Genomic DNA, 13,488 nt, shown 5'->3' on the forward strand with positions numbered 1-13,488 from the left:
CAGCCTAAACTGCTGCGCTGCTATCCTCTGCCGCTTCGCACAGTTTCAAAAATATATCGCAACGACTTGCGTTGATGGGCGGTGCCTTGTGTGCGGGCTTCTTCAGCGGTTGCTGTGACCCGGTTCTGGCGGTCGGCATAGGCGCAATAGTCGCCTTCGCAACAATTGCACCCGCACGCAACCAGCGCATCATGTCGGGCCATGATTTCGTCAAGCGTGTCTGTCATCTGTGACCTCACCCCGCGCAGGGATAAATCTGGTGAATTCAGTCGGCTTTTTCAAGTAAATTCGCCCGACCGGTCAACACGCTTCTCTGCTCTGAGCCGCCGATTTGCAAAACGGGCGGCTCAGCTATTTCGGTAGTATTTGGACAAATTTGCCAGTGCTGAGGAACAGCGCTCAGGCAGCGACTTCCTGCTCGGGCGCGCTGAGCGAGATGACGAGAACCACAGCCGCACCGTTCAGCCAGTAGAACGCCGCATCCAATCCTGAAAACCCCAGTACACTGGGTGCAAACAGAAAAGTGATGCCGACAATCAGGTCCACGGCAAGGTGAAATTTATAGGGTAGAACGCGCCAAATTCCCAAATGATGGTCGGTCAGAACCGTCAGGACAAAGGCGGCGACGCCGGTGACAACGGAAAGCCACAGCGCCAGCGGGTTGGACTGACCCAATCCCAGCAGAAATGGCAGTGTCATCAGGGCAATGGCAACCGGGTAGTCCAGATACGCGTGGACAGAGCGGGTAACGAAACGCAGGGACATAAGATTTTCCTCTTTTCAATCAGTGATGAAAGAAAGATAGAAAGCCTGACCCGAACGCTGAATTCTCGATCGTTTCAAAAATCCTGCAGATCGTACAGAATTCTTGGCGCTTTAGTGCATGGACCTGTATGCGGCTGGTGACAAGCCGACCTGCTTCTTGAAAACACGGGAGAACGCGGCCTCAGAGGCATATCCAACTTCGGCTGCTGCATCTGCGACGTTCCATCGTGCCTCTGTTAGGCCATGGCACGCAATCTGCATGCGCCAGTCGGTGAGGTATTGCATCGGCGTCGTGCCCATCTTCTGGGCAAATAACTGAGAAAAGGCTGTGCGCGACATGCCGGATTCGCGTGCCAGTGTTGCAACGCTCCAGTCTTGCGCTGGCGCTTGGTGGAACGCCGTCAAAGCGCGTGAGATGCGCGTATCCGCAAAGCCCGCAAGGGCGGTGTCCTGCGGGCTTTGCCGTTCCAGATAGGTTCGGATCGCCTGCGCAAACAGAACTTCGGACAGCTTGAGCGCAATCAGATCGCCGCCAATACGGGCCCCGGACACTTCGGATCCGATCATGCGCAGGGTCGATTCCATCCACGATCCGGCCTCTTCACCATAATTCTCGATCAGGATGTAGGGTGGCAGGCGGTCGATCAGCATATGCCCGGTGCCTTTTCGCCCTGCCGGGCCGGTAAAAGAAAAATGACCGCAGATCAGTTGCGTGTCCCGGTCCTCGTCTGCACCGCCATAGACAAGGACGCCATCGCCATTGTAGCCGGCAATCTCAAGAACCTGCTCCAGAGGGAGCGCATCCGGTGGCCTGACCTCGGCACACAACAACGCATGTGGCGCCCCATGAGGGATCAGGATCAGATCCCCCTGCCGCAGCCTCAACGTTTCTCCGGTGGATGAGACATGGACCTTGAGCTCACCCCGTTGAACAAAATGAAACCGCGCGACGTTTTCGAATTCCGGCACCTGAATACCAAAAGGTGGTGTGAACGAGGTGCGGAAGTAGAACGTGCCACGCAGGGACAGACGGGTGAGAATATCGCTGAGAAGGTCCAACATGCGGTGAAGATACGGAAACTGATCCGATCGTCCAGATCACGGAACGCTTTGCACGACAATTTGCACGATCTGCAACAAAAACCCCGCCGAAGCGGGGTTTTGCAAGTTATTACGAGCGGACCAGCTTTTCGTAATCTTCTGCGATTTCGCGGGTCAGGTCGCCAACTTCGAAAGTGTAATCTCCGATTTGCCCGACCGGAGTGACCTCGGCCGCGGTTCCGGTCAGCCAGCACTGTTCGAAATCAGCCATTTCTTCGGGCTTGATGCGCCGCTCATGCACAGTGATGCCTTTATCCTTCAGCATCTGAATGATGGTCTGACGGGTGATGCCATTCAGGAAGCAATCCGCCAGCGGGGTGTGAACCTCTCCATCCTTGACGAAGAACACGTTGGCACCTGTTGCTTCGGCCACGTAACCACGCCAGTCCATGAACAGCGCGTCCGAGCATCCCTTGGCTTCGGCCTTGTGTTTGGAAATGGTGCAGATCATGTAGAGGCCCGCCGCCTTGGCATGAACCGGGATGGTTTCCGGGCTGGGGCGTTTCCATTCGGCGATGTCCAGTTTTGCGCCCTGCATCTTGGCGTCGCCGTAATAGGCGCCCCAGGGCCAGACCGCGATGGCCATCCGTACCGGGTTGCGGGCCGACGCCACGCCCATGTCTTCGCCAGACCCGCGCCACACCAATGCGCGGACATAGGCATCCTGAAGGCCACTGGCTTTCAGGGTCTCTTCCTTGGCCGCTTCAATCTGATCGACGGTGTAAGGCATCGGCATGTCCAGCGCCTCGGCGCTGGCGATAAGACGTTCGGAATGTTCGCGGCTTTTGAAAATCTTGCCGTTATAAGCCCGTTCGCCCTCGAACACGGATGAGGCATAGTGCATCGCGTGGGTCAGAATATGCACATTGGCATCGCGCCAGGGCACCAGCTTACCATCCATCCAGATGACACCGTCACGATCATCATACCCCGCCATGCGAAACCTCCTGAACCGGGTTAAATTTCCGATTGTTGCGCTACTTAGGTCCGATGCGGACACAATGTTGCGCAAAAACTGCGATTCGATACCGCTCCGCCCTTGGAATGTCAATAACGCTGACATAAAGTCAAACCCGAGTAACGAATGAGGCATGATATGTCCGAAATCCGCCCAGCCCCGCGATATGGGGGCGAGAGCCTGTTGTTTTTGACGGATGAACAGTTGCGCCAGGGGATCGAGGCCATGTTCTTTGCCTATCGCGGCTTTACCGCGGATCCTGATCGTATCCTGTCCGAGATGGCCTATGGCCGCGCCCATCACCGCGCGATCCATTTTATCAACCGTGCTCCGGGCACCACGGTGAACAATTTGCTGGCGATCCTCGGGGTTACAAAACAGTCTCTGAACAGGGTTCTTCGGACATTGATCGAGGATGGTCTGGTGGAAAGCCGGGTCGGAACCGTGGATAAACGCGAACGGCACCTATTTCTGACGGAAAAGGGCGAAACGTTGGAGGCCACGTTGTCAGATGCGCAACGAACAAGAATGCGCGCAGCCTTCAAGGATGCCGGTCCCGAGGCCGTGGCCGGGTTTCGCAAAGTACTTGAAGCAATGATGGATGCTGATATGCGTCATGCCTATACGAAATTGCGGGAAACGAGTTCATGAGCGAAATGGATGCCCATCTGCTGATTGTTGATGATGACGAACGCATTCGCGATCTGCTCAAGAAATTCCTGATGCGAAACGGGTTTCTGGTGACAGCGGCACGGGATGCGGCCCATGCGCGGCGGGTTCTGTCGGGATTGGATTTCGACATGATCGTCATGGATGTGATGATGCCGGGCGAAGATGGCGTCAGCCTGACCAGATCGCTGCGTGACACCCATACGACACCGATCCTGTTGTTGACCGCCAAGGGCGAGACCGAGCATAGGATTGCAGGGCTTGAAGCCGGGGCAGATGATTATCTCGCCAAACCTTTCGAGCCGAAAGAGCTGTTGCTGCGGATCAATGCGATCCTGCGCCGAATGCCGGAAACCCCGGCCGAGGAAACAGCGGCGAAGATCCTGCATCTTGGTCCCATCCGGTATGACATTGAACGCGGTGAGATGTGGCAGGGTGAAATGCCGGTCCGCCTGACCGCAACCGAAAGCCAGCTGATGAAAATTTTCTCGGCCCAACCGGGCGAGCCGATCAGCCGTGCAAAACTGGTGGAAGATCTGGGCCGGGATAAAGGACAGGCGCAAGAACGTGCCGTGGACGTGCAGATCACCCGCCTGCGCCGGAAGATCGAACAGGACCCGAAACAGCCCCGGTATCTGCAGACAGTCCGGGGCGCGGGCTATATGCTGGCGCCCGATTGAATGGGCCGCTGCGCGGCGATTAATGCCTTCGGCGAGGATATTTTTTAGCCAGATGAAGATGGGATCCCGATGAAAACCGCCCTTTTGACACATGCCGATTGCCTTGGACATGTCACACCCCAGGGTCATCCGGAACAGGTGGCGCGGCTGGAGCATATCCTGCACGCGCTGGAGGGGCTGGATCTGAAGCGCGTGACCGCTCCGCTGGCGGCAGACGATGATTTGCTGCGTGTTCATCCCGAAAGCCATATCCGCGACATCAGATCGTCGCGCCCCACTGACGGGTTTGCGCAGATCGACGGGGACACCTTCATGTCGCCGGGTTCCGTGGATGCGGCCTATCGCGCGGCGGGTGCGGCAGTGCGCGCCATTGATCTGGTTTTGGGCGGTGAGGCGCCGAACGCCTTTTGTGCCATTCGCCCGCCTGGGCACCATGCCGAAGCCGAGAAAGCCATGGGGTTCTGCCTGTTTGGCAACGCGGCGCTGGCTGCGAAACACGCGCTGGATTACCACGGGCTGAAGCGGGTCGCTGTGGTCGATTTCGACGTTCATCATGGCAACGGCACGCAGGACCTGCTGTGGGATGAAGATCGGGCCCTTGTGATCACCAGCCAGCAAATGCCGTTATGGCCCGGATCAGGCCGCCCGGACGAGGCAGGCGCTTACGATAACGTTCTGAATATCCCGCTGGCCCCGGGCACCGGCGGGGCTGAGATGCGATCCGCCTATGAAACGCAGGCCTTTCCGCGCCTGCGGGCATTCCGGCCGGAGCTGATCATCATCTCGGCCGGGTTCGATGCGCATCAGGACGACCCTCTGGCCAATCTCAACTGGTCGACTGGCGATTTCGCCTGGATCACGGCAGAGCTGTGCGGGATAGCCGATGAGGTGTGTCAGGGCCGTATCGTCTCGACTCTGGAGGGCGGGTATGATCTGAACGCACTGGCCGAGGCGACACGCGCCCATGTGGAAGAACTGATGAAGGCAGCACGATGACCGATACCCCAGTTGAGCAGATGACATTCGAGCAGGCCATGAAAGAGCTTGAGACCGTGGTTGGTCAGCTTGAGCGCGGCGACGTGGCGCTGGATCAGTCGATTGCGCTTTATGAACGCGGGGCCGCTTTGAAAAAGCGTTGCGAGGACGAGTTGAAGCGGGCCGAGGAAAAAGTGGCCGCGATCACTCTGGACGCGAATGGCCAACCGACCGGGACCACACCTGTCGAAGGTCAGTAAATGTTTCAGGAAAGACTGGCGCAGGACGCGGCGCGCCTTCAGGATCATTTTGACCTGATAATGGGCGCGCTGGACGATCTGGATGTGACACGGGCAATGGCCTACGCCACCCGGGGCGGTAAGCGGCTGCGCGGGTTTCTGGTTCTGGAAAGTGCGCGCCTGCACCAAATCGACGAGTCCCGCGCGATCTGGCCCGCGACCGCGATAGAGGCCCTGCACGCCTATTCGCTGGTTCACGACGATCTGCCCTGCATGGATGACGACGATCTGCGGCGCGGACGCCCCACGGTGCATGTGAAATGGGATGAAGGCACGGCTGTACTTGCCGGGGACGCGCTGCAAACACTGGCCTTTGAGCTGTGTACCCGGCCCGAGGTTGGAGATGCAGACGTTCGCGCTGATCTGGCACTGACACTGGCCAGGGCAAGCGGTGCGCAAGGTATGGTTTTGGGGCAGGCGCTTGATATCGCGGCGGAAACCGCTTCTGAACCTCTGACGCTGAATGCGATAACACGGCTTCAGGGCGGCAAAACGGGCGCTTTGATCGAATGGTCCACCTGTGCGGGTGCGCGTCTGGCGAAAGCGGATCCAGAGCCCTTGCGCCAATATGCCCGAGCCCTTGGTCTTGCTTTTCAGATTGCAGACGACATCCTTGATGTTGAAGGTGATGCGACAAAGGCAGGCAAACGCCTTCAGAAAGATGCGGATGCGGGAAAGGCCACTTTCGTATCGCTTCTGGGTTTGGATGCTGCCAGAACCCGCGCCAGTGAACTTGTTGATCAGGCCTGCACCGCACTGGACGGGTATGGCCCGACGGCAGAAACCTTGAAGGAAGCCGCTCGCTTCGTTATTGCCCGGGACAGCTAAGCCAGGAACGCGCCAAATGTCTGACCGCCCCAAAACGCCCCTGCTGGATCTTGTGAACCGCCCCGCTGATCTCAAGCGGTTCTCGGACGCGCAGCTGCATCAGGTTGCGCAGGAATTGCGGGCCGAGACGATTTCGGCGGTTTCTGTGACCGGCGGGCATCTGGGCGCGGGTCTGGGTGTTGTGGAACTGACAACCGCGCTGCACGCTGTTTTCGACACGCCGCGCGACAAGATCATCTGGGATGTGGGCCATCAGTGCTATCCGCACAAAATCCTGACCGAACGGCGCGACCGCATTCGCACGCTGCGCATGAAAGATGGCCTGAGCGGTTTTACCAAGCGCAGCGAAAGCCCCTATGACCCGTTTGGCGCCGCGCATTCTAGCACTTCGATCAGTGCGGCACTGGGTTTTGCCGTCGCGCGTGATCTGGGCGGTGTAACCCCTGAAGGGTTGGGTGACGCGATTGCCGTGATCGGTGATGGATCGATGTCCGCAGGCATGGCCTTTGAGGCGATGAATAACGCAGGTCACCTGAAGAAACGCCTGATCGTCATTCTGAATGACAATGAAATGAGCATCGCCCCCCCTGTTGGTGCCCTGTCCAGCTATCTGTCCCGAATCTACGCCGAGGCGCCATTCCACGATCTGAAAGCCGCCGCAAAGGGCGCTGTTTCACTTTTGCCCGAACCGTTCCGCGAAGGGGCCAAACGCGCTAAGGAAATGCTGAAAGGTATGGCCGTGGGCGGGACCCTGTTCGAAGAGCTCGGGTTTTCCTATCTCGGGCCTATTGATGGGCATGACCTGGATCAGCTGTTGCCGGTTCTGCGCACCGTCAAGGCGCGGGCAACCGGGCCGATCCTGATCCACGTCTTGACCAAGAAGGGCAAAGGGTACGCACCAGCCGAACAGGCCCGCGACAAAGGCCACGCGACAGCCAAATTCGATGTGGTTACGGGCGAGCAGAAAAAGGCCCCTTCAAACGCCCCTTCTTACACGTCTGTCTTTGGCAGGGCTCTGGTGGATGCCGCCGCGCGCGATGACAAGATCGTTGCGGTGACTGCCGCGATGCCAGATGGCACCGGGTTGGGCCTGTTTGCCGAACGGTACCCGTCGCGCTGTTTCGATGTGGCGATTGCCGAGCAGCACGGCGTGACCTTCTCGGCTGCGCTCGCGGCAGGGGGGATGAAACCATTCTGCGCCATGTATTCGACCTTTCTGCAGCGGGGGTACGACCAAGTTGTGCATGACGTCGCAATCCAGCGCTTGCCCGTTCGGTTTGCCATTGACCGCGCGGGTCTGGTGGGTGCTGACGGTGCCACCCATGCCGGGTCGTTCGATATTGCCTATTTGGCCAATCTGCCGGGCATGGTCGTCATGGCCGCCGCGGATGAGGCGGAATTAATGCACATGGTGGCAACCGCTGTCGCGCATGATGAAGGGCCGATTGCCTTTCGCTATCCGCGCGGCGAAGGTGTCGGAGTGGACCTGCCCGAACGCGGTGAGGTACTGGAGATCGGCAAAGGCCGCATGATCCGAAAAGGCGCGCGCGTCGCGCTTTTGTCTTTTGGCACGCGGCTGGCGGAAGTTCAGAAAGCAGCCGAGTCTCTGACCGCCAAAGGCATTAGCCCAACCATCGCCGACGCCCGATTTGCCAAGCCGCTGGATCGGGAACTGATCCTGGACCTGGCTGCGGATCATGAGGCGTTGATCACCATCGAAGAAGGCGCAGTTGGCGGGTTTGGCAGCCATGTGGCACAGCTTCTGGCGGATGAGGGTGTTTTTGACCGGGGCTTGAAATACCGCTCGATGGTCTTGCCTGACAGCTTCATCGATCAGGCCAGCCCCGCGGACATGTATGCCGTTGCGGGTATGAATGCCGAGCAGATCGAAGCCAGGGTGCTGGATGTTCTGGGCGTAACCTCGATCGGTGAAAAGCGCGCGTAATAGCGGCGTTGAGACGCCCGCTTTTGGTTTCGACGCTTTTACAAGCAGGAGGCCGACAATCCAGAACAGAGCGGGAATGCCAAGCGCCACCCGGGTCCTTCATTGCGATTTTCTGGTCCTGACCCGAACGGTCTTTGCTTCAAAAGTGACTTGAGACGACAAATCACTGATACCAACCGCCCTTTGGATTGTCCGTTGCCCATTCCCTTAAAGAGATCAAGGAGATTGTTCTGGGGCGCATATGCGCGAAAGAAACGTTGATCTGACAGACCGGGGCGCTGTTACCCGTGATAGGCAGCCACTGTCTTGAGTTGCGAAAAGCCATAAAGCGCCTCAAAGCCTTTCTCGCGGCCATGGCCGGATTTGCCCACGCCGCCAAATGGCAGTTCAACGCCGCCACCTGCCCCATAGTTGTTGAGGAACACCTGACCCGCGTGCAGCCCTTTTGCCAACCGCATCTGCCGCGCACCGTCACGTGTCCAGACGCTGGCGACAAGACCGTAATCAGTGCTATTGGCTATATTTAGAGCCTGTTCTTCGGTGTCAAACGGGATCAGAACCTGGACCGGGCCGAAGATTTCATCACGGGCGAGCGGGTGATCCGGTGGCACGTTCGCAAACAAGGTGGGCCGGACATAAGCCCCGGTTTCCGGCGCATCCATTATGATCGTCCCTTCTGCCGCAATGGTCAGATCGGCGCCTTTGTCCAGAAAACTGTTTACGATCTGTTTTTGCCGCTCGGAAATCAGCGGTCCAACGCGAAGATCCTGCATCGCGGGTCCAACGCTGAGCTGTTCATAGGCCTCGGCCATGCGAGATTTGACCTGATCATAGACACCGCGCTGTACCAGAATGCGGGAGGAGGCCGAGCAGGTCTGTCCTGCGTTCTGAATGCCCGCATTCACCAGAAACGGCAGGGCGGCATCCAGATCGGCATCGTCAAACACCAGCTGCGGGGATTTTCCGCCCAGTTCCAGTGTCACAGGCACAACGTTTCGCCCTGCGGCCTGCTGCACCAATGCACCCGTGGCCACCGAACCAGTAAACGAGATATGGTTGACCCCCGGATGCCCGGATAATGCGGCACCGGCCTCGGCCCCCAGACCGGGCACAACATTCAGCGCACCTGCTGGCAGACCCGCTTGCTGCGCGAGATGGGCAAAGGCCAGCGCGGTCAGGCAGGCCTCTTCCGCAGGTTTCAGAACACAGGCGTTGCCCATGGCTAGCGCGGCCCCGACCGAGCGCCCAATGATCTGCATTGGATAGTTCCAGGGCACGATGTGGCCCGTCACCCCATGGGGTTCGCGCAGGGTATAGACGGTGTAGCCATCGAGATAGGGAATGGTCTCACCCATCACCTTATCCGCTGCACCGCCGTAGAATTCACAATAGCGCGCCAGCGCGATGGCATCGGCGCGGGCCTGCGTCAGGGGCTTGCCGACATCCATCGCCTCAAGCCGCGCCAGATCGTCCACCCGTTCCAGCACCAGCTGGCCCAGCCGGGTCAGGATGCGGCCGCGCTCCAAGGCCGTCTTGCGCCCCCAGTCGCCCTTTAGCGCAGATCTGGCGGCGGCGATCGCCGCGTCAATATCCACACCCGAGCCGCGTGCAATCCTGCATATCTCGGTCCCGTCTGACGGGTTGGTCAAAGGCAATGAGTCGCTTGATGTCGCAGGTATCCAGTTTCCGCCAATCAGGCACAGGGTGGGATCAAACCAGAGTGGTTGGGTCATTTTGGCCTCCGTTCAGGCTCTAACAAATGGTTTTACGCCGATAACTTCCCGATTTCAGGCAATTGGGGCGCGGCGGCGATCAGGGTTTGCGTGTAGGAATGCTGCGGGTCCGAGAATACCTGTTCGGTCTTGCCTTGTTCGACAATTCGTCCGGATTGCATCACCAGAACATGATCGGTGATGGTGCGCACCACGCTCAGATCGTGGCTGATGAACAGGTAAGTCAGATCATAAGCCTCGCAGAGTTCGGCAAGCAGATCGAGGATTTGGGCGCGCACCGATACGTCGAGGGCTGAAACCGCCTCATCGAACAGGATCAGTTCCGGCCGAATGATCAGGGCGCGGGCAATGGCGATCCGCTGGCGTTGCCCGCCCGAAAACTCGTGAATGTACTTGCCCGCATCATCAGGGCCGAGGCCCACTGCCGTCAGCATCTCTGTGATCCGGTCCTGGCGTTCGGAACCCTTTGGTGGCGTTTCCAACAGGTGAAAAGGTTCAGTGATCAGGCGCGCGACACGGTGGCGGGGATTGAAGCTGCCATAGGGGTCCTGAAACACGACCTGCATCTTGCGACGTACCGCAAGGTTGGGCCTGTGGCCGGTGAAAACCGGCTGACCATCCAGCATAATCTGACCGGATTGGATCTCTTCCAACCCTAAAATAGCCCGTGTTAGGGTCGATTTTCCGCAACCTGACTCGCCCACCAGCCCCAAACGCTCCCCTCGGTTAAGGGTAAAGCTGACACCATCCACCGCGCGGTGGTGGCCCGGCGCGTCCAGCAGACCTTTGCGGGGAAGGCGGTAATCCCGGACGACCTGCGAAACCTCCAGAAGCGGGCGTTGCTGTGTAGGTTCAGGCAGAGTGACCTGATGACCCGAAGCTTCGAACAACATACGGGTATAGGGGTGCTGCATATCTCGAAACAGGTTTCGCGTCGCGCCACTTTCGACGACCTCGCCGTGACGCATGACGACAATCTGATCGGCCATGTCCGAGACCACAGCCAGATCATGGGTGATCATCAGCAGGCCCATATCATATTCGCGAACCAGCCCTTTCAGCAGATCAAGGATCTGCGCCTGCGTGGTGACATCCAGCGCCGTGGTCGGCTCATCCGCGATCAAAAGCCTGGGACGCAATGCGATGGCCATTGCGATGACGACACGCTGACGCTGCCCGCCCGACAGCTCATGCGGATAGCGCGACAGAGGAAACCTGTCGGGCGGCAGTCCAACCCGCGTGAGCACCTCGGCAGCGCGGGTCCGGGCCTGAGCAGGAGGCATCGCCTTGTGGATCAGGATGGTCTCCATCACCTGATCGCCGATGGTTTTCACCGGGTTGAGCGCGGTCATCGGTTCCTGAAATACCATCCCGATGGACGCGCCACGCAAGGCGCACATCTCGGCCTCGGATTGGGTCAGCAGGTCTTTGCCGTCCAGTCGGATTGCGCCGTCTGCCGTTGCCCCGTTTGGCAGAAGCTGCATCACAGCCAGTGCTGTCATGGATTTGCCCGACCCACTTTCACCTGTCACCGCCACGATTTGGCCCGGGTCGATGGACAGGTTCACCCGTTTCAGGATCGGCACCCCGTGGATCGACAGGGACAGGTTTTCGACTTGCAGCAACGTCATGCCCGCGCCACCCTGATCCTTGGGTCCAGCCAGTCGCGCAGACCGTCGCCAAGCAGGTTCAAACCCAGCACGGTGACAATGATGGCCAGGCCCGGAATCAGAGCCAAATGCGGGGCAAAACTGACCATTGTCTGCGCGTCCGCCAGCATCCGGCCCCAACTGGGCGTCGGCGGCTGCGCACCCAGACCGACATAGGACAGGCCCGCCTCGGCCAGTATGCCCAGCGAAAATTGGATGGTGCCCTGAACGATCAGCAAGTTGGCGACATTGGGCAGGATGTGTTCGGCTGATATCCGTGCGGCACCTTTGCCCGACACACGGGCGGCAAGGATGAACTCGCGCTCCCACAGCGACAATGCGGCCCCTCGGGTGATGCGGGCAAAGACGGGGATGTTGAAAATACCGATCGCAATGATCGCGTTGATGGCACCGGCACCGAACACAGCCGTGATCAGGATGGCGATGACCAGCGAGGGAAAGGCAAAGACCAGATCGTTGCCACGCATGATCACCTCATCCAACCACGACCCTTTGCGTGCGGCGGCTGTCAGGCCAAGGGGTACGCCCAGCGCCATGCCAATCCCCACGGCCACCAGAGCCACCGCAATCGAAGTGCGTGCACCGACCATGATCATCGAGAACATGTCGCGGCCGAAGTGATCTGTTCCAAACCAGTGTTGTGCATCGGGCGTCTGAAGTTTGTTGGGGATATCCAGCGCGGCATAGTCGTAGGGTGTCCAGACAAACGAGATCAGCGCCGCCAGCACCACCAGCGACGACAGCGCCGCGCCCAGAATCAGGTTGCGGCTCATGACCGGCTCCTCAACCGTGGGTCAACGGCTGCGTAGGCCAGATCCACCAGAAAATTCACGGTGATCACCGCAAAGACCAGCAGCATCACCACCGATTCAACCACGATCAGATCGCGGGCCGAAATGGCCTGAAACACCAACCGCCCGAGGCCCGGCAGGTAGAACACCTGTTCGATGATGATCGACCCGGCCAGCAGGAAGGAAAACTGCAAGCCGATGATCGTCAGCACGGGGATCAGCGCGTTCCGCACCCCATGCCGCCACAGAGCCTGACGACGCGACAATCCCTTGGCCCGCGCGGTGCGCATGAAATCCTCACCCAGAATATCCAGCAGCGCTGATCGCATAACGCGGGCCAGGATCGCGGCCTGAGGAAGGGCCAACGCAATGGCGGGCAAAGTCAGCGAACGCAGCCCCGCCCAAAGGCCCTCGCCCCAGCCAACAAACCCACCGGCATTGAACCAGCGCAGGTTTATGGCGAAGATCAGCACCAGCATCATCGCGAACCAGAAATTGGGCACAGCGATACCAAGCTGTGTCGCCCCCATCACCGCCAGATCCCCGGGCTTGCCCCGGCGCGCGGCGGCATAGATCCCGGCAGGAAAGGCGATCAGCGTGGACAGCGTGAGCGCATACAAAGCCAAGGGCAACGATACCCACAGCCGGTCCGCAATCATCTGCGACACCGGTGTGCGATAGGTGTACGAGGTGCCGAAATCTCCGGCTACCATCCCTCCGACCCAGTTGAAATACCGCTGCACCCTGGATCCATCCAGACCCAGTTCAGCCCGCAGCGCGGCCAACGTATCCTCCTGCGCGTTGACACCCAGCATGAACGATGCCGGGTCCCCCGGTGCGACCTCGATCACGGCGAAGATGACCACCGAGGCGACGGCAAGGCTGGCAAGCAATGAGATCAGTCGTCTAAGGGTATAGCGAAGCATTGAGGCTACGTTAGGGTCTCAGCCGTCACGGGTCCAGCATCTACGGCACCGGCAGACCGGCAAATGGCGCTGCGCAACCTTTGTCCCTTTCCGCCTGTTAATCCGCATGCAGGACCTGACCCCGATTTTCACCATGTTTGTTGCGCGT

Annotated in this window: 14 protein-coding genes; 6 read left to right on the forward strand and 8 right to left on the reverse strand. The window is 59.2% G+C overall.

Features of this window, described 5'->3' with window-relative positions; all coding sequences use genetic code 11:
• Positions 1-20 precede the first annotated feature (20 nt).
• From ACR0J7_RS15005 to ACR0J7_RS15020, 4 genes are all read right to left on the reverse strand, one after another.
• On the reverse strand, positions 21-227 hold the full coding sequence (locus ACR0J7_RS15005) for a hypothetical protein (protein ID WP_480914769.1): 207 nt from the start codon (positions 225-227) through the stop codon (positions 21-23).
• A gap of 172 nt (positions 228-399) precedes the next feature.
• On the reverse strand, positions 400-765 hold the full coding sequence (locus ACR0J7_RS15010) for an SPW repeat domain-containing protein (protein ID WP_050604526.1): 366 nt from the start codon (positions 763-765) through the stop codon (positions 400-402).
• A gap of 111 nt (positions 766-876) precedes the next feature.
• Complete coding sequence (locus ACR0J7_RS15015; protein WP_480914771.1) at positions 877-1,827, reverse strand: AraC family transcriptional regulator; 951 nt, start codon at positions 1,825-1,827, stop codon at positions 877-879.
• Between the two features lie 109 nt (positions 1,828-1,936).
• On the reverse strand, positions 1,937-2,803 hold the full coding sequence (locus ACR0J7_RS15020; RefSeq protein ID WP_480914773.1) for a branched-chain amino acid aminotransferase: 867 nt from the start codon (positions 2,801-2,803) through the stop codon (positions 1,937-1,939).
• 159 nt (positions 2,804-2,962) lie between these two features.
• Here ACR0J7_RS15020 and ACR0J7_RS15025 point away from each other — a divergent pair, with 159 nt between their 5' ends.
• The 6 genes from ACR0J7_RS15025 (at position 2,963) to dxs (ending at position 8,220) form a co-directional block, all read left to right on the forward strand.
• Positions 2,963-3,475 (forward strand): MarR family winged helix-turn-helix transcriptional regulator, encoded by a 513-nt coding sequence (locus tag ACR0J7_RS15025; protein WP_480914775.1) that lies wholly within the window; start codon positions 2,963-2,965, stop codon positions 3,473-3,475.
• A complete protein-coding gene (locus tag ACR0J7_RS15030; RefSeq protein WP_209506983.1) occupies positions 3,472-4,173 on the forward strand; it encodes a response regulator in 702 nt (233 codons plus the stop codon). Before ACR0J7_RS15025 ends, ACR0J7_RS15030 begins: the two co-directional genes overlap by 4 nt.
• Positions 4,174-4,242: 69 nt before the next feature.
• Complete coding sequence (locus ACR0J7_RS15035; RefSeq protein WP_480914777.1) at positions 4,243-5,169, forward strand: histone deacetylase family protein; 927 nt, start codon at positions 4,243-4,245, stop codon at positions 5,167-5,169.
• Entirely contained in the window at positions 5,166-5,408 is a 243-nt protein-coding gene (locus tag ACR0J7_RS15040) for an exodeoxyribonuclease VII small subunit (RefSeq protein ID WP_267363166.1), read from the forward strand. Before ACR0J7_RS15035 ends, ACR0J7_RS15040 begins: the two co-directional genes overlap by 4 nt.
• A complete protein-coding gene (locus ACR0J7_RS15045; protein ID WP_480914779.1) occupies positions 5,409-6,275 on the forward strand; it encodes a polyprenyl synthetase family protein in 867 nt (288 codons plus the stop codon).
• Positions 6,276-6,291: 16 nt separating this feature from the next.
• Complete coding sequence (gene dxs, locus ACR0J7_RS15050) at positions 6,292-8,220, forward strand: 1-deoxy-D-xylulose-5-phosphate synthase (RefSeq protein ID WP_480914781.1); 1,929 nt, start codon at positions 6,292-6,294, stop codon at positions 8,218-8,220.
• A gap of 281 nt (positions 8,221-8,501) precedes the next feature.
• On the opposite strand, the gene ACR0J7_RS15055 is transcribed toward dxs, so the two are convergent.
• Genes ACR0J7_RS15055 through ACR0J7_RS15070 form a run of 4 tightly spaced genes read right to left on the reverse strand, consistent with a single transcriptional unit; the run spans position 8,502 to position 13,340 of the window.
• Complete coding sequence (locus ACR0J7_RS15055) at positions 8,502-9,953, reverse strand: aldehyde dehydrogenase family protein (protein WP_480914783.1); 1,452 nt, start codon at positions 9,951-9,953, stop codon at positions 8,502-8,504.
• A gap of 32 nt (positions 9,954-9,985) precedes the next feature.
• Positions 9,986-11,584 carry an ABC transporter ATP-binding protein gene (locus tag ACR0J7_RS15060; protein WP_480914785.1) on the reverse strand — a complete coding sequence of 533 codons (1,599 nt, stop codon included), beginning with the start codon at positions 11,582-11,584 and terminating at the stop codon, positions 9,986-9,988.
• Entirely contained in the window at positions 11,581-12,396 is an 816-nt protein-coding gene (locus ACR0J7_RS15065; protein WP_480487846.1) for an ABC transporter permease, read from the reverse strand. The genes ACR0J7_RS15060 and ACR0J7_RS15065 overlap by 4 nt, the downstream gene beginning before the upstream one ends.
• On the reverse strand, positions 12,393-13,340 hold the full coding sequence (locus ACR0J7_RS15070; protein WP_480482739.1) for an ABC transporter permease: 948 nt from the start codon (positions 13,338-13,340) through the stop codon (positions 12,393-12,395). The genes ACR0J7_RS15065 and ACR0J7_RS15070 overlap by 4 nt, the downstream gene beginning before the upstream one ends.
• Positions 13,341-13,488 lie beyond the last annotated feature (148 nt).

It is taken from the genome of Ruegeria sp. O4, from assembly GCF_056535125.1.

Bases quoted from the DNA above. Each gene is read 5' to 3' on its own strand.
- ACR0J7_RS15045 (WP_480914779.1), top strand. From the start codon at position 5,409: ATGTTTCAGGAAAGACTGGCGCAGGACGCGGCGCGCCTTCAGGATCAT.
- ACR0J7_RS15015 (WP_480914771.1), bottom strand. From the start codon at position 1,827: ATGTTGGACCTTCTCAGCGATATTCTCACCCGTCTGTCCCTGCGTGGC.
- ACR0J7_RS15065 (WP_480487846.1), bottom strand. From the start codon at position 12,396: ATGAGCCGCAACCTGATTCTGGGCGCGGCGCTGTCGTCGCTGGTGGTG.
- dxs (WP_480914781.1), top strand. From the start codon at position 6,292: ATGTCTGACCGCCCCAAAACGCCCCTGCTGGATCTTGTGAACCGCCCC.
- ACR0J7_RS15010 (WP_050604526.1), bottom strand. From the start codon at position 765: ATGTCCCTGCGTTTCGTTACCCGCTCTGTCCACGCGTATCTGGACTAC.
- ACR0J7_RS15020 (WP_480914773.1), bottom strand. From the start codon at position 2,803: ATGGCGGGGTATGATGATCGTGACGGTGTCATCTGGATGGATGGTAAG.
- ACR0J7_RS15030 (WP_209506983.1), top strand. From the start codon at position 3,472: ATGAGCGAAATGGATGCCCATCTGCTGATTGTTGATGATGACGAACGC.
- ACR0J7_RS15055 (WP_480914783.1), bottom strand. From the start codon at position 9,953: ATGACCCAACCACTCTGGTTTGATCCCACCCTGTGCCTGATTGGCGGA.
- ACR0J7_RS15035 (WP_480914777.1), top strand. From the start codon at position 4,243: ATGAAAACCGCCCTTTTGACACATGCCGATTGCCTTGGACATGTCACA.
- ACR0J7_RS15070 (WP_480482739.1), bottom strand. From the start codon at position 13,340: ATGCTTCGCTATACCCTTAGACGACTGATCTCATTGCTTGCCAGCCTT.
- ACR0J7_RS15025 (WP_480914775.1), top strand. From the start codon at position 2,963: ATGTCCGAAATCCGCCCAGCCCCGCGATATGGGGGCGAGAGCCTGTTG.
- ACR0J7_RS15005 (WP_480914769.1), bottom strand. From the start codon at position 227: ATGACAGACACGCTTGACGAAATCATGGCCCGACATGATGCGCTGGTT.
- ACR0J7_RS15040 (WP_267363166.1), top strand. From the start codon at position 5,166: ATGACCGATACCCCAGTTGAGCAGATGACATTCGAGCAGGCCATGAAA.
- ACR0J7_RS15060 (WP_480914785.1), bottom strand. From the start codon at position 11,584: ATGACGTTGCTGCAAGTCGAAAACCTGTCCCTGTCGATCCACGGGGTG.